The sequence below is a fragment of the Arthrobacter sp. MYb229 genome (genome assembly GCF_002975405.1).
Classification (GTDB): domain Bacteria; phylum Actinomycetota; class Actinomycetes; order Actinomycetales; family Micrococcaceae; genus Glutamicibacter.
Window position 1 is genome coordinate 715,617 of sequence record NZ_PCPS01000002.1, and the last position, 24,531, is coordinate 740,147.

General features: G+C 62.9%; 22 protein-coding genes. 9 read left to right on the top strand and 13 right to left on the bottom strand.

Features of this window, described 5'->3' with window-relative positions; all coding sequences use genetic code 11:
* Positions 1 to 54 precede the first annotated feature (54 nt).
* The 5 genes from pdhA (at position 55) to CQ019_RS09675 (ending at position 7,778) form a co-directional block, all read left to right on the top strand.
* Positions 55 to 1,200 carry a pyruvate dehydrogenase (acetyl-transferring) E1 component subunit alpha gene (gene pdhA, locus CQ019_RS09655; RefSeq protein WP_105552787.1) on the top strand — a complete coding sequence of 382 codons (1,146 nt, stop codon included), beginning with the start codon at positions 55 to 57 and terminating at the stop codon, positions 1,198 to 1,200.
* Between the two features lie 13 nt (positions 1,201 to 1,213).
* Positions 1,214 to 2,179: an alpha-ketoacid dehydrogenase subunit beta gene (locus CQ019_RS09660; protein ID WP_105552788.1), complete on the top strand. Its 966-nt coding sequence runs from the start codon at positions 1,214 to 1,216 to the stop codon at positions 2,177 to 2,179.
* 25 nt (positions 2,180 to 2,204) lie between these two features.
* On the top strand, positions 2,205 to 3,626 hold the full coding sequence (locus CQ019_RS09665) for a dihydrolipoamide acetyltransferase family protein (protein WP_105569587.1): 1,422 nt from the start codon (positions 2,205 to 2,207) through the stop codon (positions 3,624 to 3,626).
* A 100-nt stretch (positions 3,627 to 3,726) separates the two neighbouring features.
* Positions 3,727 to 5,217, top strand: coding sequence for a hypothetical protein (locus tag CQ019_RS09670; protein ID WP_105569588.1), 1,491 nt, complete (start codon positions 3,727 to 3,729; stop codon positions 5,215 to 5,217).
* Positions 5,214 to 7,778 (top strand): hypothetical protein, encoded by a 2,565-nt coding sequence (locus tag CQ019_RS09675; RefSeq protein ID WP_146113354.1) that lies wholly within the window; start codon positions 5,214 to 5,216, stop codon positions 7,776 to 7,778. Before CQ019_RS09670 ends, CQ019_RS09675 begins: the two co-directional genes overlap by 4 nt.
* Positions 7,779 to 7,786: 8 nt before the next feature.
* Here the strand turns inward: CQ019_RS09675 and CQ019_RS09680 are convergent, their stop codons facing one another.
* Positions 7,787 to 8,524, bottom strand: coding sequence for a class I SAM-dependent methyltransferase (locus CQ019_RS09680; RefSeq protein ID WP_105569590.1), 738 nt, complete (start codon positions 8,522 to 8,524; stop codon positions 7,787 to 7,789).
* A 203-nt stretch (positions 8,525 to 8,727) separates the two neighbouring features.
* Complete coding sequence (locus CQ019_RS09685; RefSeq protein ID WP_105569591.1) at positions 8,728 to 10,785, bottom strand: prolyl oligopeptidase family serine peptidase; 2,058 nt, start codon at positions 10,783 to 10,785, stop codon at positions 8,728 to 8,730.
* A 224-nt stretch (positions 10,786 to 11,009) separates the two neighbouring features.
* Here CQ019_RS09685 and CQ019_RS09690 point away from each other — a divergent pair, with 224 nt between their 5' ends.
* On the top strand, positions 11,010 to 11,765 hold the full coding sequence (locus tag CQ019_RS09690; RefSeq protein WP_146112431.1) for a hypothetical protein: 756 nt from the start codon (positions 11,010 to 11,012) through the stop codon (positions 11,763 to 11,765).
* 49 nt (positions 11,766 to 11,814) lie between these two features.
* On the opposite strand, the gene CQ019_RS09695 is transcribed toward CQ019_RS09690, so the two are convergent.
* From CQ019_RS09695 to CQ019_RS09730, 8 genes are all read right to left on the bottom strand, one after another.
* Positions 11,815 to 13,317, bottom strand: coding sequence for an amino acid permease (locus CQ019_RS09695; RefSeq protein WP_105552795.1), 1,503 nt, complete (start codon positions 13,315 to 13,317; stop codon positions 11,815 to 11,817).
* Positions 13,318 to 13,332: 15 nt separating this feature from the next.
* Positions 13,333 to 14,748 carry an aspartate ammonia-lyase gene (locus tag CQ019_RS09700; RefSeq protein ID WP_105552796.1) on the bottom strand — a complete coding sequence of 472 codons (1,416 nt, stop codon included), beginning with the start codon at positions 14,746 to 14,748 and terminating at the stop codon, positions 13,333 to 13,335.
* A gap of 71 nt (positions 14,749 to 14,819) precedes the next feature.
* Positions 14,820 to 15,821: an asparaginase gene (locus CQ019_RS09705; RefSeq protein WP_258133496.1), complete on the bottom strand. Its 1,002-nt coding sequence runs from the start codon at positions 15,819 to 15,821 to the stop codon at positions 14,820 to 14,822.
* Positions 15,818 to 16,522, bottom strand: a complete 705-nt coding sequence (locus CQ019_RS09710; RefSeq protein WP_105552797.1) for a FadR/GntR family transcriptional regulator — start codon at positions 16,520 to 16,522, stop codon at positions 15,818 to 15,820. The genes CQ019_RS09705 and CQ019_RS09710 overlap by 4 nt, the downstream gene beginning before the upstream one ends.
* Positions 16,523 to 16,648: 126 nt before the next feature.
* Positions 16,649 to 17,092, bottom strand: coding sequence for an SRPBCC family protein (locus CQ019_RS09715; protein WP_105552798.1), 444 nt, complete (start codon positions 17,090 to 17,092; stop codon positions 16,649 to 16,651).
* A 12-nt stretch (positions 17,093 to 17,104) separates the two neighbouring features.
* Positions 17,105 to 18,085: a TIGR03086 family metal-binding protein gene (locus tag CQ019_RS09720; RefSeq protein ID WP_105552799.1), complete on the bottom strand. Its 981-nt coding sequence runs from the start codon at positions 18,083 to 18,085 to the stop codon at positions 17,105 to 17,107.
* Positions 18,082 to 18,426: a helix-turn-helix transcriptional regulator gene (locus CQ019_RS09725; RefSeq protein ID WP_105552800.1), complete on the bottom strand. Its 345-nt coding sequence runs from the start codon at positions 18,424 to 18,426 to the stop codon at positions 18,082 to 18,084. The genes CQ019_RS09720 and CQ019_RS09725 overlap by 4 nt, the downstream gene beginning before the upstream one ends.
* Positions 18,427 to 18,638: 212 nt before the next feature.
* Entirely contained in the window at positions 18,639 to 19,589 is a 951-nt protein-coding gene (locus CQ019_RS09730) for a beta-ketoacyl-ACP synthase III (protein ID WP_105569592.1), read from the bottom strand.
* 285 nt (positions 19,590 to 19,874) lie between these two features.
* On the opposite strand from CQ019_RS09730, the gene CQ019_RS09735 reads away from it, so the two are divergent.
* From CQ019_RS09735 to CQ019_RS09745, 3 genes are read left to right on the top strand one after another with little or no spacing between them, the layout of a single operon-like run.
* Entirely contained in the window at positions 19,875 to 20,501 is a 627-nt protein-coding gene (locus CQ019_RS09735; RefSeq protein ID WP_181148382.1) for a tyrosine-protein phosphatase, read from the top strand.
* Positions 20,501 to 21,361: a metallophosphoesterase gene (locus CQ019_RS09740; RefSeq protein ID WP_105552803.1), complete on the top strand. Its 861-nt coding sequence runs from the start codon at positions 20,501 to 20,503 to the stop codon at positions 21,359 to 21,361. The genes CQ019_RS09735 and CQ019_RS09740 overlap by 1 nt, the downstream gene beginning before the upstream one ends.
* The gene (locus CQ019_RS09745; protein ID WP_105552804.1) at positions 21,358 to 21,918 is read left to right on the top strand and encodes a histidine phosphatase family protein; all 561 of its coding nucleotides are present in this window, start codon (positions 21,358 to 21,360) and stop codon (positions 21,916 to 21,918) included. The genes CQ019_RS09740 and CQ019_RS09745 overlap by 4 nt, the downstream gene beginning before the upstream one ends.
* Before the next feature lie 78 nt (positions 21,919 to 21,996).
* On the opposite strand, the gene CQ019_RS09750 is transcribed toward CQ019_RS09745, so the two are convergent.
* From CQ019_RS09750 to CQ019_RS09760, 3 genes are read right to left on the bottom strand one after another with little or no spacing between them, the layout of a single operon-like run.
* On the bottom strand, positions 21,997 to 23,166 hold the full coding sequence (locus CQ019_RS09750; RefSeq protein WP_105552805.1) for an acetyl-CoA C-acyltransferase: 1,170 nt from the start codon (positions 23,164 to 23,166) through the stop codon (positions 21,997 to 21,999).
* Complete coding sequence (locus CQ019_RS09755) at positions 23,163 to 23,813, bottom strand: 3-oxoacid CoA-transferase subunit B (protein WP_105552806.1); 651 nt, start codon at positions 23,811 to 23,813, stop codon at positions 23,163 to 23,165. Before CQ019_RS09755 ends, CQ019_RS09750 begins: the two co-directional genes overlap by 4 nt.
* A gap of 2 nt (positions 23,814 to 23,815) precedes the next feature.
* On the bottom strand, positions 23,816 to 24,520 hold the full coding sequence (locus tag CQ019_RS09760) for a CoA transferase subunit A (protein WP_105569593.1): 705 nt from the start codon (positions 24,518 to 24,520) through the stop codon (positions 23,816 to 23,818).
* Positions 24,521 to 24,531: the final 11 nt, after the last annotated feature.

Here is a 24,531-nt window from a genome sequence, read left to right on the forward strand (position 1 = left end):
GTCCCATAGGGAATGTATTCCTTGTGGGGCATATAATTGATCGAAGGAAGTTTTATGCCGCGTGCCGCAACCGAGGCAACGGACCAGGATCTGATTCAGATTCTGACCCCGGAAGGCCAGCGTCTGCCCAACGAAACTTATGATTCGTATTTGGGCGATGTTGACGATGACATGTTGCGTGGTTTTTACCGCGACATGGCGTTGACCCGCAGGTTTGACCAAGAAGCCACGGCCCTGCAACGCCAAGGTCAGCTCTGCCTCTGGGTCCCGCTGCGTGGGCAGGAAGCGGCGCAAATCGGTTCGGGCCGAGCCACCCGCCCGAAGGACTACATCTTCCCGACCTACCGCGAACACGGTGTTGCGCTCACCCGCAATGTCTCCTTCTCCGAGATGCTTCGCTTGTTCCGCGGCATCTCCGGCGGCGGTTGGGACCCGCGGGAAAACAACTTCCACATGTACACCATGGTGCTTGCCGCCCAGCTGCCGCATGCCGCCGGCTACGGCATGGCGATTAATCTTGAACAGCATGGCTGGGATGAAGCGAAACGCGCCGAACAGGGTGACGCGGTGCTGACCTACTTCGGCGACGGCTCCTCCACCGAAGGCGAAACCCACGAATCGATGGTTTTCGCCAACTCCTTCGACGCACCGGTGGTGTACTTCTGCCAGAACAACCAGTGGGCCATTTCGGTGCCATTCGAAGTTCAATCGAAGGTCCCGCTGGTCACCCGCGCCGCTGGCTACGGAATGCCGGGAATCCGCGTGGACGGCAACGACGTGCTGGCGGTCCTGGCGGTCACCCGCTGGGCCATGGAGCATGCGCGAAGCGGCAAGGGACCGGTGCTGATCGAAGCGGTTACCTACCGCCTCGGTGCGCATACCACCGCAGATGACCCGACCAAGTACCGCCAGAGCGAAGAAGAGCTGGCCTGGGCGCCGAAGGATCCGCTGATCCGCATGGAAACCTACCTGCGAGAGAGCAACATCGTCGACGAAGCGTTCTTCGAACAACTCGAACGGGACGGAAACGCGATGGCCGCTCAGGTCCGCAAGGACGCCATGGCCTTCCCCGTTCCGCCGCTGTCCAAGTCCTTTGAGCAGGTGTACGCCGAAGCTCACCCACTAGTCCAGGAAGAACTGCAATGGCATCTGGACTACGAAGCCGGGTTCGCGGACGAAGCCGGACAGGGAGAGAAATAAATTGACGACAACCATGACTCTTGCCAAGGCCATCACCAACGGCTTGGACAAGGTGCTTGCATCCAATGACCGCGCCATCCTCATGGGTGAAGATATCGGACGCCTCGGCGGCGTGTACCGAATCACCGAAGGGCTGATCGACAAGTACGGTGCCCACCGGGTGATCGATTCCCCACTGGGTGAAGCCGGAATCGTGGGCGGCGCGGTCGGCATGGCACTGCGGGGGCACAGTCCGCTGGTGGAAATCCAGTTCGACGGCTTCGTCTTCCCCGCCTTCAGCCAGATCACCACCCAGCTGGCCAAGATGCATGCCCGCTCCGAGGGGCGGCTGACCGTGCCCGTGGTCATCCGCATTCCTTACGGCGGCGGCATCGGTTCCATTGAGCACCACTCCGAATCCCCGGAAGCCCTGTTCGTGCATACCGCGGGTTTGCGCGTGATCACCCCCTCCAACGCGCACGACGCCTACTGGATGATCCAGCAGGCCGCCGAATGCAAGGATCCGGTCATCTACCTGGAACCCAAGCGCCGCTACTGGCTCAAGGGCGAGGTTGATACCGAAGCTCCGGCGCTGGACGCATTCAAGGCTCAGATAGTCCACCCCGGAGAAGACGCGACCATCGTCGCCTACGGCCCGCTGGTTCCCATCGCGCTGGCTGCCGCGGAAGCCGCCCGCGAGGACGGCCGCTCGGTTGAGGTGATCGACCTGCGTTCGCTCTCGCCGATCGATTTCGACACCATCACCGAATCGGTGCAGAAGACCGGACGGCTGATCATCACCCACGAAGCGCCGACCTTTGGCGGTCTCGGTGGCGAAATCGCCGCGCGCATTTCCGAACGCGCCTTCCTGTCCCTGGAAGCACCTGTGCTTCGCGTAGGTGGATTCCACATGCCATACCCCATCTCGAAGGTCGAATCCCAGTACCTGCCGGACATCGACAAGCTGCTCGAAGCCCTCGACCGGTCCTTCGCTTACTAAGCGCTAAGGAACCAAGGAGAAAAACATGACTGTCTTTAATCTTCCCGATGTGGGCGAGGGGCTAACCGAAGCCGATATCGCCTCCTGGAAGGTCTCCGTGGGAGACACCGTCGAGGTCAACCAGATCTTCGTGGAAATCGAAACCGCCAAATCGCTGGTCGAGCTTCCCTGCCCCTTTGCCGGGGTAGTCACCGAACTGCACGCGGGCGAAGGCGACACCGTATTGGTGGGCCAGCCGCTGATCACCATCAACGAAGAAGGCGACCCGGTGCCACCTACCGGTGTCCCCGAACCATTGGAAGCCGCCAACACCGAAACCCCGGTGGCCTCCGAGGAGCCCGGCCCGTTGGTGGGCTCCGGCCCGGCAGCCGACTCCGCGGTACGCCGCAAGCGCACCAGCCGTCCGGCGCCTTCGGCCGCAGCTGCGCGGCCCACCCCGCCTCGCGGGAGCGCCAGCGCCGCCGGCCTGGCAGATACGATCTCGCGTCGCGCCCAGGGTCTGGGCCAGGCGGTGGCCCGCGAGGTCGACCGCCGGAAGCCTGCCATGGCCAACTTTGTCGACCGGGTGCTTGCAAAGCCTCCGGTGCGTCGGCTTGCCAAGGATCTTGGCGTGGACATCAACGAGATCGTCGGTACCGGCGTGCAGGGTGAGGTCACCCGCGAAGACGTCAATAGCTACCAGGGCCAGCGCGAAGCCGAGCGCGACGCGGCACCAACCTACTGGGGACACGGAGCCGAAGGCGGCGCGCTCATCGAACGCACCCAGGTTCGCGGGGTGCGCAAGGCCACCGCAAAGGCCATGGTGAACTCCGCCTTCAGCGCCCCGCACGTTTCGATCTTCGTGGACGTGGACGCAAGCCGCACCATGGAGTACGTGCAGCGGCTGAAGAAGTCCCGCGACTTCGAAGGCATCAAGGTTTCCCCGTTGCTGGTGCTGGCCCGCGCAGTGATCTGGGCGGCCGCACGCAACCCCTCGGTCAATGCCTCCTGGGTGGAGACCGAGAATGGTGCGGAGATCCACCAGAAGCACTTCATGAATCTCGGCATCGCCGCGGCCACCCCGCGTGGGCTGCTGGTTCCGAATATCAAGAATGCCCATGAGCTGAACATGCGTGAGCTCGCGATCTCCCTCAACGAGCTGGCCACCACGGCCCGAGCAGGCAAGACCAGCCCGGAAGAAATGCGCGACGGCACGTTGAGCATCACCAATATCGGTGCGTTGGGCATTGATACCGGAACCCCGATCATCAACCCGGGCGAGGTAGCGATCGTCGCCTTCGGCACGATCCGCCAGAAGCCATGGGTTGTCGACGGCGAGGTGGTGCCCCGCTGGATCACCACCCTCGGTGGCTCCTTCGACCACCGCGTGGTTGACGGCGACCTGTCGGCCCGCTTCATGGCCGATGTCGCCTCGATTATGCAAGAACCGGCCATGCTGCTGGATTAAGCGGTGAAATCAACCCGCCCTGTGAAGTGCCTGAGCACCTCACAGGGCGGGTTTTTCCGCGCCCGGTTACTCAAACTCTTATTGATATACTCGGGGCACTATGACTCGACCGTTCGCTGCAGTCCGTTCCTTGCCCCGATTTGGAGCACTGCTCCTGCCGCTGTTGGCGCTTCTCGCGCTACCGCTCCCAGCACAGGCCCAAGACCTCCGGTCCGAACCGGTTTACCCCACCGTGCAATCAAGCGCCCCGGCGGAAGACGAAGAACCAATCCTCATTCCGCGTGTCACCGCGCAGCAAGAGAACTTCTACCTTGCGGTCAGCGACGCGGCTCAAGGCTCGGTCGATACGCGAGAAATTCTCGATCAGGTACGCCAATCCATGGATCTTTCAAATGCAAAGATTCTGGTTGGAGTCGACCAGAAGCCAAACAACCTCACGGGAGCCGCGCAGCTGGTGCGAGGCATGCTGCTCTTCGGTGACAGCGACGCGCTCAGCGATGACTGGGTGGAAAACGGCCAGGAGCTGGGGTACGTCGGCAAAGGATGGATTGTCGTCGGGGTCATGCTGCCCGAAGCCCCGGGAGCACCAACCGAGGTTTCGGTGGAACCGGGCCGCAACGTCACGGCCGTCGGGTCGGGCGCCGAAGACCGCATCCAAGGAGCCGGCCAGCAGCAGTTCGACGCCCAGAACTACACCCAAGGCCTCATCGAGGTGGCACGGGCCAGCGCCACCGAGCTGAAGGCGCCCAAAGACAGCACCACCGCAAAAATCATTGGATTCGGCGTGCTAGGCCTGATCGTGGTTGGAGCGGTGCTCGCAACCTTGATCGCGCGGCATCGCAAGAATCGTGCAGCGGCTGCCATAGCGCGCAGCAAACGCGGTGACATGCTCGTGGAGCTGCTCCGCCAGCGCGCCTTGCGACTGGACAAGCATGGCGCGCACCCAGCTGCCGGCAACCCGGAAGGACCCAGCACGCAGGCGAGCGCGGCAATTAAAAACGCGATTCCACCGCTTAATGCTCGCGCCCGCCAATTGGCCGAACAATACCAAGACGGCGGTCCGCTCGATGCCGATCGGTTGGCAACCATGGAAAGCACCTTTGCCGATCAGGAAGTGCTGGTCGCGGGGAGCAAAGCGCTCAATAGCCTGCTTGGCTCGAAATTCCGGAACAAGGACGACTGGAACGCCATCGTGCTCACCCACCGCGAACGGCTCGAAGATACCGCACAATTCCTCAACATGCCGTCAGTCGGGCAGCTGGCGTGTGTACCACGATTGCGCGCATTGATCATCGAGCACACCAACCGGCTGGACGAGGTGCGCCAATGGGCAGGCGGAAGCCAGCAGCGAAATCAAATTACTGCGCAGGTACTGGATGAGCTGTGGACCATGCACCACGAGTTGCAGCGGGAACATGCAACAGCAGTTCAACAGGCTAGAGCCGCAAATTTGAAACTCATCGACTCATTGCGCGAGCGCATGCTCGGTGACCGGGCCGCGAAGGTCTACTCCGATCCGCTGAGCATCTTGGACCGTGCATACGCACGGGCTGAAGAGCTGGCCGTCGTGAAGCAACAGGAGAACTCATGAGCCGGCGTCAAATGCTCGATTCGCGCGGTCGTCGATTAAGCCGGCCGCGGTCCTGGGCGGCACTTGGTGCGATACTCATGGCCCTCATCACCACGCTGGTTGCCGTGCGGGGGTACACCTCGATCCCGGAGGAGCCACTGCACGAGGTGTCGATCGTCGTCGAGGGATCGCACGACTGGAACATCAGCCAGTCCACGGTGGACGCGGCACTTGAAAAACAGCCCATCAAGTCGCATAGACCGCTGACGCTCACCGTCACCGACAGGTATCTCAGCGGGGATGAACTGCTGCGCGGCGAACTGCCGGGCTACGACGTTCTGCTCTCCACCCAGTTGGAAAATCTTGAAACCGGCAACCAAGACGTTGACGAGCGGTTCAACGGCAGTGCGCTGAAATCCGAGTTGGTTTCCGGAGACGACGAGTACCGGGATGCGCGCTTCGAAATCAGCAATTCCTTTTGGGACAATGTCGGTCTGGGCCACGGACCGCAAGCGGCGATTGCCGCGGCCGAACGTGCGGCGATTGTGCTCTCCGATGTTCCGGTGCAAAATCCGCTGTATTGGTTCGGGGCGATTGGCCTATGCGCCATGCTCACCGCGGTGCTGCTGTACTTTGCGCTGCGCTACCGCGCGCGGTGGAGTTCCAGGTATCGCCGTTTCGTGGCCGCGCAGCGCAAGCTGGCCCGAGTGGTCCTGGACCTCGAAGCCTTGGAAGCGACCTATGCCGCCGCAGCCGAGAGTTCGCGTCCGGAAGGGTTCAGCAAAAACTGGCACGACTTGCAAAGCCTGTCATTGCAGGCGGCGCGCAACGAAGATCCGCTGCTGACCTCGCTTTTCACCAAGGCCGAGGCACTGAACCAGAGCACCGGTGCAAAGCTCTCCGAATTTGAAAACACCAGCCGGAGGCTGACGCAACTAGCCGATGCGCTGATGGGCGCCGGGTCGGTGCACGCAAATCTCGCCGGAACCGGAAGTACCTTCGATAAGCTCAGCCGGCCAATCTATGAGGCAGCGACCGCACTGCTGATTCGTCTGGACAAGGCGCCGGGGCGCATGATCTCGGGCCAAGATGTCCAGGCGTTGCGCACCGACCTTGGCGAGCTCTTGGACGCCTCGACCGGCGACACCGACAGCAAGCAGGCCGTCGCCCGGTGGCGCGAAGCCGAACAGCAGCTTGCGCGGCACACCCGCACGCTGATCACCTCGCTGCGCCGCTATCCGCACGGCCGTATTCCCGCAGTGGCGCAGATTTCCCAAGATCATCGGCAACTGCGTGAAAGCCTGGGCCTCGAAGCCCCGGAAGAATCAAGCGCCTTGCACCACCTGCGCTTGGCCAATGCCCAGGTGCGAGCCACGCTGGGGGACACCCTCGCCTCGGATGGCGGCGGGCAAACGCCCGACGCCGGCGCAAAGCCCAACACCGCGATTGCTTCGGCTCGGGGAAGGCGAGGGACCGCCGGTACCGAGGAACCGGCTCCGCGCCGTCGCGGACTGCTGATCACCCTCGCGGTGTTGACGCTTCTGGGCAGCATGGTTGCCGCCGGATTGCTGGTGGCCAAGCTGACCGCAAGCCCCGAAGTCGCCAGCGATGGCAGCGGGCAAGGGGTGCGCTTTGAGGTAGATGACCCGGCGGGGATGCTCGTCGAAGAAGATGTCTTGCGCTATATGGACACCGACTTCGAAAGCGACAGCAGCTTCACCCTCGCGGTACGGGACGCCGAAAGCTATCTTGAATTCCGTCCCCCGGAGCCCGGAAGCACCTTCCGCGATGTTCTGCCCGTCAGCATCCTGGAGGCCAAATGGCGTTTGAAGGGTGAATTCAAGGACAAAGTAGATCCGGCAACCGGTGAGCTTCTGCCCGAGGAAGCGATCATCCCGGTGCTGGTCACCGACGCCGAAAGGACCGTCGTTCCGGGAATCATCAGCTCCGTGGTGCAACGCGGCGAGTTTTCCTGGGGTCGCCTGAACGCCTGGGAACACGGGTCGATCAGCGAATCCAGATATTTGGAGATGGAGGTCGCCGGAACCCTGGACGACTACAACGAGGCGCTGGAACGCAACGGGTATGAGCGAGCCGCGTTCTCCCCGTCGGGCCTCTTCTGGATGCTCAGCTTCATGTTCTTCTTCACCGTCATCAACCTGGTGCTCTTCGTGCGGTACCTGCTCGGTGCCACGAGCCGCATCAGCCGATTCGGACGCGGCGCAGGGGCCTTGGCTCGGGCGAAGAAGCAGCTCGAAACGTTGATGCTCGGCTTGGACGACGCACAGCTCAACGCGGTGGCGGTGCTCGGTTCCGGCGGCCAAGGGCGCGCAGATGAAGCCGGGCAGCGGCTCTTCGAACGCGCTCTGGTGATGGCGTGGCACGAAGCTGAAGAACTCTCGCAGCTTCCCTTGTCCGAACGTTTGCACCAGTCATATGCTCACCGGGTGGCCCACCTGGAACGCTTGGTGGCGATGCTGGGTGAACGCGATGCAGATGTCGCCCGCCGCGCCAAGGCCCTGGTGGCCGCGACTCGTGGTGCTGGCGGAGATGAGCCGTCCTCGGTCATCCTTCCCGGATAATTTGGGTATTAGGCTTCCAGAACAATAAAGAGGAAGGCGAGGAACCGCGGGTCTTGGCGGCCGTTGAAAAAATCAGGGAATGTCTCCACGGCTTCTGGAGAGGGGGCAGGCTCTTCGAGGTGCGTCAGGCGGAAACCTGCTGCTAGGAAAGATGCAAGCATGGCCGACAAGGACCTGTCCCAGAAGGTCAGTTCGGTTTCTTGCCCGTTCATCTGCCAATTCTCGGTTCTTGAACGGGTTTCGAAGTAGTTTGTCTTCACTCCGGCCTCACGCTGGCCGAGCCAGGTCGCGAACGGGTGCTCGACCGAGAGGATCAGGCGACCGCCCGGTTTAAGCACACGTTTCATCTGGGCCAGGGTGTCCTGCCAGTCTTCGAGATAGTGCAACGAGAGCGAACAGAGCACATCATCAAAGGTATTGTCTTCGAAGGGCAGCGGTGCAGCTAAATCGGCGACTCGCAGGTCCACCCCGGGGCCGAGCCGATCGCGGGCAATGTCGAGCATTGCGGCGCTGCCGTCGATTCCGATGACGGTAGCTCCGAGTCCAAGCAGGTCGGCAATATTTGGGCCGGATCCGCACCCGGCGTCCAGCACGTGATGGCCTTTGACCTCGCCAAGCAGCGCGCGGATTGCAGGACGATTGTAATACTCGTTGAGCAGGCTTGAATCATTTTCGGCGGTATAGCCATCGGCAATGGCGTCGTAGGCCGCAGCAGCGGATTTCACTTCTACATTTGGGAGCTCCATGCGGCAATACTTGCACACCTAGCTGCCGTTGGCGGAGGAGTTTCGGTCTTGCGCGCCTTGGGACATGAGCTGAAGTTGATGGGAGCTACCTGTGACCGCGTCATTCCTGGCGCGCGGGCGCCGCAGGTGCCAGAAGCGGGAGCGACGGTCACGCTCCCGAGGCTTCGGGAAGGCACGACCGTCGCTGGGGCTAGCGGTATTGGCTAGCCGAGCACCTCGGGCAACGGATTGGGCTCGTTGCCTAGGACATTTTGTGAAAGGAACTCGAAGATCACCTGGTACCAGATCTTGGCGTGCTGCGGACTGAGAATCCAGTGGTTTTCATCCGGGAAGTACAGGAACTGGTGGGCGGTGGTTCCGTCCGCCTCCTGCGGAAGCCCGGACTCGGCCAATAGCTCGTACCACAAGCGCAAGCCCTCCCCAATGGGTACGCGATAATCCTTGTCGCCATGAATCACCAGCATGGGCGTCACAATATTCGCCACAGAGTTATGCGGGGAATTGACCTGGATCATTTCCTTGCTCATCTCGCGTGTCCAATAGAACGAGGCATCGGTGGTCTTGCCGAAACCTTCCAGCGCCCACAGGCTCGCATGAGTCACGATGGCCTTGAACCTATCGGTGTGCCCGGCGATCCAGTTGGCCATGTAGCCGCCAAACGATCCGCCCATGGCCGCGGTCCGGGTCTCATCAATATCCGGGCGGGACTCGGCGGCATCGGTGATGGCCATCAAATCCGTATAAGGCTCGAAACCCCAACGCCCCCAACCACGCTGGATGAACTGTTGGCCGTAGCCGGTAGACAGCGAAGGGTCGGGCAAGAGCACCGCGTACCCTTGAGCGACCGCCAGCCATGGATTCCAACGCCAGCTCCAGGCATTCCATGAGCCCAGCGGGCCGCCGTGGACCCACAGCAGCAACGGTGCCTGGGACTTCGGACCGGCAGTTTCGGGAAGGGCCAGCCAGGCACGCACCGGGGTCCCGTCCTCGGCGGTGGCCGTGACTTCGGTGAGCGTGCCCGGAAGCTCGGGCCGCGCTGCGGGGGAACGCAGCTCGGATACCCGCGCGTATTCGTTCTCTTCCAGATCCGAGAGGTGGGTAAGTTCCACCGCCACCGGTTCCGCAGGATATTCGTAGCTTGAGCGTAATGCGTAAGCGGTCCGCGAATCCGGGCTGATCAGTACGTTGGCGTATGCTCCGGCATCGGTCAGGCGAGTGATCTTGTCCCGGTCCAGCGACAGGTGGAAGATCGGGCTATGCCCGTGCTCGTCGGCGACGATCAGCAGCGAGTGGCCGTTGGGGAACCAGATGATGTCTTCCGCCCAGCGGTCCCAGCCCACTGCGATTTCGTGGGTTTCTCCGCTGGCCAGTTCCATAAGCCAAAGGCTCATCACCGGCGCGGTCTCGGGGGTGGAGCGGGTCCAACGGCAGTAGATCAGTTTGGTCGAGTCCGGGCTGATCTTGCCTACCGTGTACTCGTAGTCCTGATCCGGAGACAGGAGCATCTCCTGTTCGCCGGAATGCAGATCGATGCGCATCAATCCTGTAGCCACCGAGCCGCGGCCTTCCGGTACCATCCACTCGGTAATCAGGAACTCGCCGCTATCCGCGGCAGTGAACTCAGCTTCTGTCTGATTCGCACCGATGCCGGGAGTGAGGTCCCTGAGCGTGCAAGCATCGGCGCTTGAGCTTTCCGGCAGCCGGGTTGCATAGAAATGTGGTGTTTGCGGTCCAAGATCCGCATCCCAATATCGCACCGGATAACTGGTGTGCAAGATGGCGGAGATCTTCTTCTCCTTGCGTTCGCCGAGGATCTTTTCCTCATGTTCCAGGTCCTTTGCGCGTGGCAGCCCGGCGGCGCGTACCAGGAGGTCCTTCTGGTTCCGGGCGAATGTGGTGACCGATTCGATACCTGCCGGATGCGACAGGATCGACCGCGCCTCGCCTCCCGCCTTGGGCAGCAGCCACGCTTCGGGCTTGGCGTCATCCTTGGCGGAGCGCTTGGACAGAAAGAGCAGATCGCCGGTGGCGGTGAAGTTCGGCTGCGATTCGCCGTTTTCGCTAAAGGTCAGCCGGCGGGCCGGTTCGTGTCCGCTGGGGTCGATCTCCCAGAGGGCGGAGGTGTATTTTGTTGCGTCTTCGGCAAGCGTGCTCACCGAGGTGACTAGCCGGGTGCCATCCGGAGAGAGCGCCAGCCCGCCGAGCCGGGAGAGGGAAATGTAGCCATCAAGATTATGAAAGGGTTGCTTTGCATGTGCCATAGGACACATCATTCCACTATTGCCGCTCAGGTACTAGTGCAAGGCACAGATGCGCTCCAAGCAGAAGCCGCGTCGCATCGCGCGAGTTGCGTCCAAGACTTAATGCTTTTGATATTGGAATGGCGTGCCGGATAGGGGATCGTGGGAGCGAAGGGGCCCCGCACCCGCTCACCGCGGCGTGCCGGCCGGCACGCCGATCCGCAGGGACTGTTAAGGAGCCAAAGGTGAAACAACTACAACTATCGCTGCGACTGCTGTCGCTAACGGCACTCTCCGCGCTCGCGTTGACTTCGTGCTCGACGAATGATCCAAGCCCGGAACCGGCACCGAGCGAGAACACTCAAGTCCCGGACGCCTCGGCAACAGCGCCCGCGCCAAGCCCCGGCGACTCGCAGAGCCCGAGCGCGGACGAATCCGATAATTCGAGTCGAACCGGAGAAACCGACCTATCTCAAACTCAAGAGATTATGGGCATCGGTTTCCAGCTGCCCGCGGAGTGGTACGTCGAAGAAGATTGCGATGGCGAATGCATCGAGTACGACAAATGGGAGATCAAGGATCGCAGCGGCGCACACGTGATGACCCTGCTCCCGAATACCGCGACCTCTCCGGACGGCGACATGAACCTCTATGAACGCGAGCTGCTCAAAGAAGTTCCGATACCCGCACTGGAAACTCCAACGAGTCTAATCGCCGAGTTTTGGACGGGCACCAGCCAGGATGACGGCGAAAAGGAAACCGGTTTCTCCTTGGCGCTCGTCGATGACCAGGTCCTGAAAGAGCGCACCGAACAACCCGATCTGGACTATTTCAAAATCGGCGACAGCCAGGCGCCGATGCTCTGGGTGGAAGAGGAATATATGGAGGATCAAGGCATCGGCGACGATCCCACTCGTGAGGGCGTGGACAACTTCCTGGCCAGCGACGAGTACCGAACCATCGAAAGCATCCTGCTCACCGTGCGCCATGCGGCGGGTTAAACACCAATGGTGTGGAGCCCGCTAGAACTCCACACCATTGGCAGGGTGACTAGACCAGGGCCTTCTCATTTCCCGAGTCGCCATTGCTTGCGCGCTCTGCAGCCAGGCGTGCGCTTGCCAGCTCGTTGATCCGCTTCCGGCTGGCGTACCAGCCGAGAATCAGCAGCGGAACGATGATCGCCAGCGAAGCGATGGTCCAGGTGCCCACCGGATTGTCGAAGGCCATCATGACCAGCACCGCGGCGAGGAAGACCAGGGTTACCCATCCGGAGATGGGAGCCAGCGGCATCCGGAAGCTCGGACGCTCCAGGCTGCCGCGGCGTGCGGCCTTGGCCAACGCCATCTGGCACAACACGATCATGCCCCAGGAGGCCAGGATTCCCACGGCGGCGAAGTTCAAGACGATTTCGAAGGCCTTGGCCGGAACAAAGGCGTTCAGGACCACGCCGAAGACCGCGACGGCCGCGGTGATCAGGATGCCGCCATAGGGCACCCCGGACTTGTTCATGCGTCCGGCGAAACGCGGGGCCGAACCGTTCAAGGACATGGAGCGCATAATGCGCCCGGTGGAGTACAAGCCGGCATTCAACGAAGACAGCGCGGCGGTGAGCACCACCAGGTTCATCACCACATCCATGCCCTGAATGCCGATGGAGCCGAAGAAGGTCACGAACGGGGATTCGCCGGCCTTGTAGGCGGAGTAGGGAAGCAGCAAGGAAAGCAATACCAGCGAGCCGACGTAGAACACCGCGATGCGGATGATCACCGTGTTCACCGCCTTCGGCATGACCTTCTCGGGATCCTTTGCCTCGCCGGCCGCGGTGCCGATCAGCTCGATCGACGCGTAGGAGAAGACCACGCCCTGCATGAGCACCAGCACCGGCAGCAAGCCGTTGGGCAGCAGCCCGCCGTTGTCGCTGAGAATCGAGAAGCCCACCTCATGGCCGTCGATCGGGGTGCCGAAGATGACGAAGTAGCAGCCAACAATGAGGAAGCCCACCAGCGCGACGACCTTGATCAAGGCGAACCAGAATTCCATCTCGCCGAAGGCCTTGACCGAAACCAGGTTCATGCCGAGCACCAGGGCAAGCGCCGCCAACGCCCAGACCCACTGCGGAACCGCGCCAATCCAGGAAACGTATTTGCCGAAGAACGCCATGTACAGGGCCACCGCGGTGATGTCCACAATTGAGGTCATGACCCAGTTCAGCCAGTACAGCCAGCCGGTGGCAAAGGCTGCCTTCTCGCCGTAGAACTCGCGGGCATAGGAAACAAAGGAACCCGAGGTCGGGCGGTGCATGACCAGTTCGCCCAGTGCGCGCAGGATCAGGAATGCGAAGAAGCCGCAGACCGCGTAGCTCACGACGATGCCCGGACCGGCAGCCGCCAGGCGCCCGCCGGCGCCCATGAACAGGCCGGTGCCGATGGCGCCGCCAATGGCGATCATCTGCATCTGGCGGGAAGAAAGCCCCTTGTGGTAGTCGTCGTCACCGGCGGTGAGACCCGCCTCGGGCACGTGCGCCGCGGTGGCGTGGGTGGTGGAATGCTCCATCGGAATCCTTGCGTGTTAGTCGGAGAGATTTGCCAGGCGCTCTGGCTTGAGCAGTTCGTTCAGGTCTGCGGCCGAGAGCAGGCCGCGTTCGAGCACCAGCTCGGCCACGCCGCGTCCGGAATGCAACGCTTCCAGCGCGATCGAGGTGGACTGGGCGTAGCCCAGCCGTGGGTTCAACGCGGTGACCAGGCCGATGGAGTTCTCCACCTCGCGGCGCAACGCGTCCTCATCGACGGTGATTCCATCGATGCAGCGGGTGGCCAGGGTGAGGCAACCGTTGGTCAGGTGCTTGAGCGAAAGCCCAATGGAGTGCGCGATCACCGGTTCGAAGGCGTTCAGCTGGAGCTGGCCGCCCTCGGCCGCCATAGTCACCGTCATATCGTGGCCGACCACCTGGTAGGCGATCTGGTTGACGACCTCCGGGATGACCGGGTTGACCTTTCCGGGCATGATCGAGGACCCGGACTGCACGGCCGGCAGCTGCAGGTCGTTGAGTCCGGCACGTGGTCCGGAAGAGAGCAGGCGCAAATCGTTGCAGATCTTCGAGATCTTCAGCGCCACACGCTTGAGCACTCCGGAGAGGTGCACGAAGGCTCCCACGTCGCTGGTGGCCTCGATCAGATCGGGACTGGTGGTCAACGGCAGGCCGGTCAAAGCGGCCAGATGGCCGCGCGCCGATTCGGCGTAGCCTGCCGGTGCGTTCAAACCGGTGCCGATCGCGGTGGCCCCGAGATTGATCTCGGTGACCAGCGACAGCGATTCGGCCAGCCGATCGCGGTCCTCGCGCAAGGTGACGGCCCACCCGCCAAATTCTTGGCCGACGGTCATCGGCACCGCATCTTGCAACTGGGTGCGTCCCATCTTCACCACGCTGCGGAATTCGCCGGCCTTGGCCAGGCAGGAATTCTCCAGCACCAGCATGGCTTCAAGCAGCGGCTGGGTGGCGAAGTGCGTGGCGATGTTCACCGCGGTCGGGTACGCGTCGTTGGTGGACTGCGAGAGGTTCACATGGTCATTGGGGTGCAGGTAGGAGTACTCGCCCTTTGCATGACCCATGATTTCCAAGGCGAGGTTTGCAATGACCTCGTTGGCGTTCATATTGGTGCTGGTGCCCGCGCCGCCCTGGATGGGGTCGATGATGAACTGTTCGTGCAGGGCGCCGGCGGCGATCTTTTCGCAAGCCTGGTCGATGGCCCCGGCGCGCTCGGCGTCGAGCAGGCCCAGCTCGTGGTTTGCCCGGGCGGCCGCCTGCTTCACGCGGGCCAGCGCGGCAATCAGGTGCGGGTTGCCGGTGAGGCTGGTGCCGGTGATATCGAAGTTTTCCTTGGCGCGCAGGGTATGCACGCCCCAGTAGGCGTCGACCGGGATGTCGCGGTCGCCGATCAGATCGTGTTCGCTGCGTGTGACGGGAGCCTGAATGGTTTCAGACATGAGTGCTCACTCCTGATTTTAGGCGCACTAAATGCACCATGGGTGTTGGATAGAAATTGAAAATCGTCGGGTTAGAGTGCTGTCAGTTCGCCGACAGGCTCTCCGCCGCCCAGGGCGGGGGAAGACGCCAAATCTTCCAGCGCCGCGGGCGCCTGGTCTCCAAGATGGCTGGCCAGCAGCTTGACGGTGATCGGCATGCGTGCCCGGTCTGAGCCGTCGGAGATCTTGACCGCCAGCGAGGAACCGTCGGGCAGGCCAACGGCCTGGATTCCTTCGAAACCATCCTTGGCCACGGCACCGGGCACCGCGCGCATGAGCTCGGTGACGTCGCGCCCTTCGCCGGCGACCAGTTCTGGATAGGCGCGCATGGAAGCAGCTACGCGGCCCTCGGCGGTGTCCGGCGCGGCCTTGGCCAATTTGGCGAAGCCGCGAGCCAGCGCGGCGAGGGTCATGGGGTAGACCTGGGTGCCGCAGCCGTCGGTGCTGATCGTGGTGATGCGCTCTTCGGTGAGTTCTTCAACGATCTCGCGCAGCGCCGCCGCCAGCGGGTGGGAGGCAGCCAGATAGTTTTCGGTCGCCCAGCCGTTGTGCTTGCACATGGCCAGCAGCGCCGCATGCTTTCCCGAGCAGTTCTGCGCCAGTTGGGTGGCGCTGCCGCCGCCGGCAAGCCAGCTGGCCCGTTCGGCCACACCGTAGGGCAGGTCGGTGGAGTTCCCCAGCTCCGCGAGCTCCAGCCCTGCGTCGCGCAGCGTCGAATGGGCTACCTGCTGATGGCGCGGCGCACCGGAATGGCTGGCGGCAGCCAGCGCGATCTGCTCCTGGCTCAGTTCCAGGCCGGAGCGCAGAATGGCCACGGCAAAGAGCGGCTTCAGCGCCGAACGCGGGTAGAAGCGCGCCTGCTGATCTCCCAGCGCGGTGATGACCTCACCCTGCGGATCGAGCAGCACCGCCGAACCGTAGTGGATCGATTCGAGCATTTCGCCACGGCTGGCGGAGACCAGCGGCACATGTTTTGGAAGCTCTGCACCAGCGCACTGCGCCAATCCCGCGGAAGCGGCGGCTGAGGGGGTCACTTGGAACTCCTGACGATAGTTGAAACTGCTTGTTGCACGGCGCTCAGGTGTTCGGCCATCGCCTGGCCGGCGGCTTCGGCGTCGGACGAGCAGATGGCGGCGACGATCTTGCGGTGCTCGGAATTCGAGGGGGAGCGGCGTCCGGTGACGAGGTTGACCGTCTCGGATTGGCGGGCCATGGCCTCGCGGATGTCGCCCACGACGCGGTCGAAGACGGAGTTGCCGCTGGCGCGGGCGATCGCCGCATGGAAGGCGGCATCGAGTTCCACCCAGGCTTCGGCGCCGTCTTCGGCTTCCATCTCCTCGATGAGGCCGCTCAGCCGCTCCAGGTCCTCGGAGGTGCGCCGGGCGGCGGCCAATTCGGCGGCGGGGATCTCGATATGCGGGCGTGCCTCATAGAGGTCCGCCGAGGAGAAGGTGCCGAGCACCAGATCCCGGGTGGGCCGGTGGGAGATGACGAAGGTGCCGCGGCCGGTTTCGGTGCGGGTCAATCCGAGCGCGGCGCAGGAACGCAGGGCTTCGCGGACCACCGAGCGGCTGACCCCGTAGGTCGAGGCCAGACTCGCTTCGGAGCCGAGCTTGGCGCCGAGCGGGATCTCCTGGGCCTCGATGGCTGCGCGCAGGGTGTTGAAGACCGCTTCGGAGGCGCTGGTCCGGGCGATCGGTTGCTGTCCGGCTGTCCAGCTGTCTGACAGGTTCATGAGTACCAGTGTGCGGGTGTGATGCACCCTACGTCAAGTTGATTCGGCAGGGCTTGCGATCGGACTAGTCAACGGCGTGCGGACACCGGGAGAGTGGGGCGTTGCCCACTCTCCCGGCAGCCTGATTCAGCGTTCCGTGGATTCCAGGATCTGCTTCAAGGCCCGCAGGTCCGCGGCGTTCGCGCGGCGCATCAGCGGTGCCATGAGCGGAGCGAAGATCCGGCCGAAACCCGCCGGCTGGCCATCGTTGCGCAGGCGCACGCGGGTGCTGTGGGCATCGACGGTTTCGAAGCGGTAGCTGGTGCGCATCGGAAACGGGCCCTGCGCGGTGGACATCACGAGCAGCTTCTCAGGCACCAGCTCGATCACCTCGTAGACGTAGGACAGCTCCCGGCCTAGGAAGCGGGCCTCGAAGGCGGCGCGCGCTCCGATCGAGAATTCCCCGTCCGTCAACCGGCGCACCGAGCGGATGTTCCGGTACCAGGCCGGGGCATTAAGCGGATCCACTGCGTAGTCGGCCACCGCCCGAAGCGGGCGGTGGATGACGATGCTGGTGGTGACGTCGACCATGCTGCGTGGCCCCTACGCGCCGCTCGGAACTCGGCCGGTGAAGGCGACCAGTCGATCGAGGCTGCCGGCCGATTCGGCAACCACCGTTTGCGGCCCGAAGGAGCCGGATTCGCGTTGCGCTGCGCCGACGGTTCCTTGGGCAATTCCCAGCACGTAGTCGGCAAACCCCGGATCCACCGCATAGTCCTGGCCGGTGGCTTGGGCCAGGTCCCAGCCGTGCACCAGCAGTTCCAGGTTCAGAATTCCGGCGACCACCGGAGCGGGCAAAACCGCAAAACCGAGGTCGATCTCTCCGGCCAAGCCGCGCGCGTTGAGGGCTTCGAGGGCCGCTTGGGCGAGATTCGCGATGCGCGGTTCCGGCGCCAGCTCGGGAGCGTCGGCTAGCTGGGCGCCAAGGGCCGATCCGATGCCCGCGAGATTGCCGGCCAGGTGGTCAATCAGCTCCGAAACATTGAAATCCTCGCAGGGTGTAGGGCGCGTGGCATCCTCGGCGGTGAGGTGGTACAGCGCGAGCTGCAGTGCCGTGAGGGCGGCTTCGGCGGCTTGGATCGCGTTCTCCGGTTCCGGGGTGGCGTTCCATTCATCGGCCACGGCCTGCCCGGTTTCGGCGAAGCGCGCCAGCCGGTCCAGGAAGTGGTTCCAGCCCTCGGCATGGCCGGCGGACTGCTCGGCGTTCAGCCCCTCGTGCCGCAAGGTGACCGCGGTGCCTTGGGCGAGCGGTTCCAACGTGATGAAGACGGTGGAGTCGCCCGGCGGCACGGCGTCCGAGCCTTCCCAGCCCCAGGTGAAGACGAGGCGGCGGCCCGGCTCGATTTCGGTGAATGTGCCCGATGCCTGGTGGCCCGGACCCATGGTGAAGCGGAATCCGCCGCCAACGGTGAGGTCTACGCGGCAGGCGACGGTTTGCCAGCGGCGCAGGCGTTCGGGTTCGGTGACTAGTGCGAAGGCCGCGTCGGCGTCGACTGGAAGGATGACGGTTCTCTCGTAGCTCATGATGATTCTCCATCTCTCGGGGTTGCTGACGGGGCGGGCAGCTCTGCGGCGAGTTGCTTGGCCTCGGCAACGAGGAGGTCTAGCTCGTTGTTCCAGAATGAATCGAGCAGGGCTTTTAGCCGCAAGACCCCCGTGGTGTTGAGCGAATAGTAGCGGCTGCGGCCTTGCTTGCGGGCGTCCAGAAGCCCGACCTCGCAAAGCAGCAGCAGGTGCTGGGATATCGCGGAGCGAGAGACGGTGAAGTGTTCTGCCAGTTGCGACACCGTGCATTCACCTGAACCCAGCAATTGAAGCAGCCGCCTGCGGTTAGGCTCCGCGGCAACTTCCAGTAAATCCTGCATGGTTAATACGTTAGCGTCGACTAACGCATTAAGGCAAGGTTTTTCTCGGTCTATTTCGCCAGTTCCGTCGATACCCGTGGCGTTTTGATTGGCCGAATCGGGAAAGCAGTAATCATCCGGATTGCCTCGCGGGATATTGAGCGGAAAGTTTAATCAAAAAAAGGGGAGGACCGAGCGTACGCTCGGTCCTCCCCTTTGGGGATTCGTTGCTACTACGGGATTGTGATGATCTGCCCGGCGTAGGACAGGCCGCCGCCGAAGGCGAAGAGCAGGGCCTTGGAGCCCGAAGGCAGCGGATCATCCGAGGCCATCAGCTTGGAGAGGGCCAGCGGCACCGAGGCGGCGGAGGTGTTGCCGGAGTAGACCACATCGGTGGCAACCCGGGCGTTCGGTGCACCGATCTTCTCGGCCAGCGGTTCGATAATGCGCAGGTTCGCCTGGTGCAAGACGATTGCATCCAGCTCTTCGGGCTTCATATCTGCGCGCTCGATGATCTTCGAGGCGATCTTTGGAAGCTGCGTGACGGTCCAGCGGTAAACGCTCTGGCCATTCTGCGCGAACTTCATGTCGTTCTCAGCTTCGATGCGCACCGCGTCGGAAAGCGAAGGAACCGAGCCCCAAACCACCGGGGAAATCTCAGCGGTTTCCGAGGCGGTGATAATGAAAGCGCCCGCGCCATCGGCGGTCAGCACGCAGGTGGTGCGGTCGGTGAAGTCGGTGTAGTCGGTCAGCATTTCCGCGCCGATCACCAGCGCCTTGGTCGAGCTGCCGGCGGCGATGGAACCCTGGGCCAGGCCTACCGCGTGGGCAAAGCCGGAGCAGGCAGCGTTGACGTCCATCGTTGCCGGGCCCTGCTCCATGTCCAGCGCCTGCGCCACGCGGGCGGCCATATTCGGCGAACGGTCCTCGGCGGTGCAGGTGGCCACGATGATCAGGTCAATGTCCGTGGCATCGATATCCTCGGCATTGTCCAATGCCATTTTTGCGGCCTTGATGGCCATGGAATCGACGGTCTCGACTCCGGTGCCCCAACGGCGCTCCTGGATGCCAACGCGGCGGGTGATCCATTCGTCACTGGTTTCGACCAGCTTCTCCAACTCGGTGTTGGGCACGATGCGCTCTGGCTGGAAGTGGCCAAAGGCTACGACTTTGCTGCCGGTCATGAGTTTAGCTCCTTGGAAAATTAATACTCTTGCACTCAAGGTTAGTCGTTTTGTTGCCTACTCGCTGTTCACATCTGCTCTGCGGCCTATGAGATTGACCGGAAAACCGGCGAAGCCTCCGAGAAAAGCGTACTTTTCACGGCTTTTCGGCCGGATTCATGACGTTGTGGTTCGTTGTTCACCTGTCGGCCAACAGTGTGCGGTGCAATGGTGGGAAAGCTCCGGATCAGGAATCGAGGATAGGGGAGAACGATGTCTGCAACTCACGTAAAGACTGCCGAACTAATGAGCCTACGCCCGGTTCCGGGAATCGGGCCGAACCGGCTCTATCGGGCCACAGCCCTGAGCAGCTTTGGCCCGCGTGCTATGGAACAATTTCAGGGTTTAGACGTGGGCACGCTCATCGATCTGCGCGAATCTCAGGAAATCCAGCCAGAGTCCATTCCGGTGCTGGCGGGGCTGCGCTACCGAGCGATCTCGCTGTATTCCGGTCAGCTGCCGGTGGACAGGACCCTCGGCGAGGTGCAACGAATCCTCCTGGACGGCCGGGGTGCGCGGCTAGTGGCGGCCCTTCGTGCGATTGCCAATGCCACCGGCGGAAGCACCGTGGTGCAATGCCGAACCGGAGAAGAGCGTACCGGGTTGGTGATCGCTCTGTTGTCGGCGGCCCTCGGCATGGACCGGGCCCAGATCGTGGCCGATTTCGCTCCAGAGTCTTTTCGAACTGCAGACACGCAATGGCAACGTGACCGAGCGACCCTGAGCGACACCCTCGATTGGTTGACCGATAGCTACGGTTCGATCTCCGGCTACCTGCTCAGCAAGGGGTTCACCGGGGCAGAACTTCGACGGCTGCAATCGCTGGCCAAGCATGCGGCACCCCGTGAGCTGCGCAGCCTGGTGGCAAGCTGATGAAAACGCTGAACGTAGTTCATCTGAGCGACACCCACCTGTGTGCCGAAGGCAAGCTCCTGCACGGCACCATCGACGCGTGGGCTCGCTTGCGCGCCGCGCTCCACGCGGCCAAGCACTTCACTCCGGACGTTGTGGTGGTGACCGGGGATATCGCAGACCGTGGGGCACCGGTCCATGAACGAGCCGCGAAGCTATTTGCGAAGTTCGAAAATGAACTGGGCTGTCCCATCATTGCCGTGCCGGGCAATCACGACCCCCAAGAGTCGGTCAATGAAGCATTTAATACCTTCCGCCTGTCCACCGGACCCCATATCGCAAATACCGTGCACGAGATCGACGGACTGCGCATTATCGGTCTGGATAGCGGAGGCTATCGCGAGGCTCGCGGATGGCTCGATGCGCCGCAACTTCGCTGGCTATCCTCTCTGCTCACCCAGCCGGCCCCGCGCGGTTCGCTGATCCTGATGCACCACCCGCCGGTGGAAGCGATGGCCGCGGAGCTATCCGGACGCGGACTGGCAAATCCCGAAGACCTCGCCCTGATACTGAGCGGCAGCGATGTGCGCGGGATCCTATGCGGCCACTTCCACCAAGCCGGTGTCGGGCAGCTGAAGGGTACAAACGTTTTCATGGCCCCGGCAACCTCCTACAACACCAACGCCTACGCACCACAGGAGATCTTGAGCGGACCGGAAAGCTCATGGTTTTCCTTGCTGCAAGTTGATGCGCAGTCGATCCGGAACAGTCCCGTCCCGGTCCGGCACGGTACACGCAAGAACAAGAACCAAATCGCAAGTAAAACGACTAACGCAACACGTGCCAGAATTCCGGCACATTCGAGAGAGACATCATCATGAACGCAACAGAAATCGTCTTCGTGCGGCACGGAGAAACCGAATGGAATCGCGCCGGGCGCTTGCAAGGCCGCAGCGACCTGCCCATGAACGAAACCGGGCGCCGCCAGGCCCAGCAAGCGGGCATGGAACTGGCAGCGGCCGGGGCATGGGACGCGGTAGTTTCTTCCCCGCTTTTCCGCGCTCGCCAGTCTGCGCAGGTCATCGCCGATCTGCTCGCCGTGCCCCGCGTGCAAGAGTTCTCGGAGCTGATGGAACGGGACTACGGCGACGCCGAGGGCACCATCGTGGCCGGGTTGAGCGAGGAAAATATCCACCGCCTGATGGACCTGGGGGAGAGCGAAGAGCACCTAGTGGAACGCGCGATCAACGTGCTGTTCAAGATCTCCATGCAGCACCCGGGGCAGCGAGTAGTTGTGGTCAGCCACGGTTCGCTGATTCGCTCGGTGCTCACCGAGTTGCACGGACCGGGCCAGGAGAGGGTTGCGAACGGAGCGGTCATCCGGGTAGAGGCCGAGCTGCTGACCAATTATGTGGCCCGTGAGCCACTGTGGCACTGACTCCGTACTGAAAAGAGAAATCCACGTTGACCTCAAGTCAACGTGGATTTCATTTTTCGGCTGGCAACTGCCGCCGAGCTAGAGCGAACGCAGGAGCACCGAAGTGCCCTGACCGCCGCCGCCGCAGATGCCGACTGCCCCGAGCGAACCGGAGCCAAGTTCCTGCAGCTGGCGTGCCAGCGTACCGATGATGCGAGCGCCGGAGGCCCCGATCGGGTGGCCCAGCGCGATCGCGCCGCCGTGCGGGTTCACAATCTTGGCATCAAGGCCCAGCGTGGCCGTCGACTGCACCGAAACGGCGGCGAAAGCCTCATTGATTTCCACGACCTGCAAATCTGCGGCCTTGGCTCCTGCCTTGTCCAACGCGGTATTGATCGCGTTGGACGGCTGGTCGTGCAGGGTGCGGTCCGGGCCGGCGACGAATGCGTGGGAGAGGATTTCGGCCAGTGGCTTCAACCCCAGACGTTCCACGGCGGCATCGCTTGCCAGCACGATCGCGGCGGCGCCGTCGGTAATCTGCGAAGAGTTGCCGGCGGTCACGGTGCCGTCCTTGGCGAAGGCAGGACGAAGACCCGACAGGGAATCGACGGTAGTCTGCGGGCGGATCCCGTCGTCGGCAGCAAATACGGTATCGCCCTTTCGGCTGCTCACCGTGAAGGGGGCGATTTCCCCGGCAAAGAATTCCCCGGAGGCTGCGGCGCGCTGGTGCGAGGCCGCGGCGACCTCGTCCTGCGGCTGGCGGCCCAGCTTCAGCGTGGTGTTGTGTTCCTCGGTGGAGATGCCCATGGAACGCTTCTCATGCGCATCGGTCAAACCGTCATAATCCAGGGTGTCGAGCATTTCAATGGCACCGTACTTGGTGCCCGCGCGGGCGCGCTGCACATGGGGTGCCAAGGACATCGATTCCTGGCCGACGGCCAGCACCACGTCAATCTCGCCGCTGGCGATCAGCCGTTCGCCGGCCACCACGGCTTCGGCGCCCGAAAGGCATACCGCGTTCAGCGTGATGGCCGGAACATCCAGCCCCACCCCGGCGCCGACCGCGGTCTGCCGTGCCGGGTTCTGCCCGGCGCCAGCCTGCAATACCTGTCCGGCGATCACGCGCTGGACCTCGCTCGGTGCAACCCCGGCGCGTTCCAGTGCAGCCTTGGCCGCGTGGGCGCCCAGCTCGGTTGCGGGGATGCTTGCCAGCGCGCCGTTGAAGCGCATAAACGGGGTGCGTGCGTAGCCTACAATTTTGACGCTCATGCTGTGAGGTCCTCCTGGAGTTCGACGATGAATTTTGCTGCGGTGATGTCCTTGATGCTTTCCGGAGTTTCGCCCGGGGCCACCTGGCGTAGCACCAGTTTTGCATTAACTATGTCGAAGACGGCGCGGTCCGTGATGATTCGATCCACCACGCCGACCCCGGTCAGCGGCAGGTCGCACTTTTCCACGATCTTCGAGCTGCCGTCCTTGGCCACGTGATCGGTCAGCACGATGACCCGGGGGGTGCCTGCGACCAGATCCATGGCGCCGCCCATGCCCTTGACCAGCTTGCCCGGGATGGTCCAGTTGGCCAGGTCGCCGTTGGCGGCAACCTGCAGGGCACCGAGGATCGCCGTTTGCACGTGGCCGCCGCGGATCATGCCGAAGGACATGGCCGAATCGAAGAAGCTTCCGCCGGGAAGAATCGTCACCGTCTGCTTGCCGGCGTTGATCAGGTCCGCGTCCTCTTCGCCTTCGAAGGGGAAGGGGCCCATGCCCAACAGGCCATTCTCGCTTTGCAGCTTGACCGAGACGCCCGCCGGTAGGTTGTTCGCCACCAGGGTGGGAATGCCGATCCCAAGGTTTGCGTACTGGCCGTCGGTCAGTTCGCTGGCGGCCAGTGCCGCCATCTGATCTCTATTCCACATGCTTAGGCCTCCTGCTTCGGGCGGACGGTGAGCTGTTCGATGTCCTTGACGTCGTCGGCATCGACGAGCGTCGAGACGAAAATACCTGGCGTTTCCACCAGAGACGGATCGAGGTAGTCCGCACTAATATGCTCGGCCTCGGCGAAGGTATGCCGCCCGGACATGGCGGCAAGCGGATTGAAGTTCTTCGAGGTCATGCGGTAGCGCAGATTGCCTTCGCCGTCCGCCTCATAGGCGCGGACCAACGCGATGTCGGCGACGATGCCGCGTTCCAAGATCGCCAGCTTGCCGTCGAATTCCATGACTTCTTTGCCCTCGGCCACGGGGGTGCCGACGCCGGTCGGCGTGAAGAAGGCGGGGATCCCGGCGCCCCCTGCGCGCAAGCGTTCGGCCAAGGTGCCCTGGGGGACGAATTCAACTTCGAGATCCCCGTCGAGGAACTGCTGGGCGAAGAGCTTATTTTCCCCCACGTAGGAGGCCAGCACCTTGGAGACCTGCTTGTTCTCCAGCAGCACGCCTAGCCCTTTTCCATCAACGCCCATATTGTTGGACACGATGGTCAGGTTGCGAGCCCCCGAGTCGCGCAGGGCGGTGATCAGGCGGTTGGGTATCCCGCTGAGCCCAAAACCGCCAACGGCAACGGTCATTCCGTCCTTGACCACGGCGGCAAGTGCCTGAGCGGCGTCCTCACGATACTTCGTTGACATTTTCTGACTCC

Bases quoted from the DNA above. Each gene is read 5' to 3' on its own strand.
- CQ019_RS09720 (WP_105552799.1), bottom strand. From the start codon at position 18,085: ATGAGCTACGAGAGAACCGTCATCCTTCCAGTCGACGCCGACGCGGCC.
- CQ019_RS09735 (WP_181148382.1), top strand. From the start codon at position 19,875: ATGAGCCTACGCCCGGTTCCGGGAATCGGGCCGAACCGGCTCTATCGG.
- CQ019_RS09715 (WP_105552798.1), bottom strand. From the start codon at position 17,092: ATGGTCGACGTCACCACCAGCATCGTCATCCACCGCCCGCTTCGGGCG.
- CQ019_RS09685 (WP_105569591.1), bottom strand. From the start codon at position 10,785: ATGGCACATGCAAAGCAACCCTTTCATAATCTTGATGGCTACATTTCC.
- CQ019_RS09660 (WP_105552788.1), top strand. From the start codon at position 1,214: ATGACTCTTGCCAAGGCCATCACCAACGGCTTGGACAAGGTGCTTGCA.
- CQ019_RS09710 (WP_105552797.1), bottom strand. From the start codon at position 16,522: ATGAACCTGTCAGACAGCTGGACAGCCGGACAGCAACCGATCGCCCGG.
- pdhA (WP_105552787.1), top strand. From the start codon at position 55: ATGCCGCGTGCCGCAACCGAGGCAACGGACCAGGATCTGATTCAGATT.
- CQ019_RS09750 (WP_105552805.1), bottom strand. From the start codon at position 23,166: ATGAGCGTCAAAATTGTAGGCTACGCACGCACCCCGTTTATGCGCTTC.
- CQ019_RS09680 (WP_105569590.1), bottom strand. From the start codon at position 8,524: ATGGAGCTCCCAAATGTAGAAGTGAAATCCGCTGCTGCGGCCTACGAC.
- CQ019_RS09695 (WP_105552795.1), bottom strand. From the start codon at position 13,317: ATGGAGCATTCCACCACCCACGCCACCGCGGCGCACGTGCCCGAGGCG.
- CQ019_RS09670 (WP_105569588.1), top strand. From the start codon at position 3,727: ATGACTCGACCGTTCGCTGCAGTCCGTTCCTTGCCCCGATTTGGAGCA.
- CQ019_RS09760 (WP_105569593.1), bottom strand. From the start codon at position 24,520: ATGTCAACGAAGTATCGTGAGGACGCCGCTCAGGCACTTGCCGCCGTG.
- CQ019_RS09665 (WP_105569587.1), top strand. From the start codon at position 2,205: ATGACTGTCTTTAATCTTCCCGATGTGGGCGAGGGGCTAACCGAAGCC.
- CQ019_RS09740 (WP_105552803.1), top strand. From the start codon at position 20,501: ATGAAAACGCTGAACGTAGTTCATCTGAGCGACACCCACCTGTGTGCC.
- CQ019_RS09730 (WP_105569592.1), bottom strand. From the start codon at position 19,589: ATGACCGGCAGCAAAGTCGTAGCCTTTGGCCACTTCCAGCCAGAGCGC.
- CQ019_RS09725 (WP_105552800.1), bottom strand. From the start codon at position 18,426: ATGCAGGATTTACTGGAAGTTGCCGCGGAGCCTAACCGCAGGCGGCTG.
- CQ019_RS09745 (WP_105552804.1), top strand. From the start codon at position 21,358: ATGAACGCAACAGAAATCGTCTTCGTGCGGCACGGAGAAACCGAATGG.
- CQ019_RS09700 (WP_105552796.1), bottom strand. From the start codon at position 14,748: ATGTCTGAAACCATTCAGGCTCCCGTCACACGCAGCGAACACGATCTG.
- CQ019_RS09755 (WP_105552806.1), bottom strand. From the start codon at position 23,813: ATGTGGAATAGAGATCAGATGGCGGCACTGGCCGCCAGCGAACTGACC.
- CQ019_RS09675 (WP_146113354.1), top strand. From the start codon at position 5,214: ATGAGCCGGCGTCAAATGCTCGATTCGCGCGGTCGTCGATTAAGCCGG.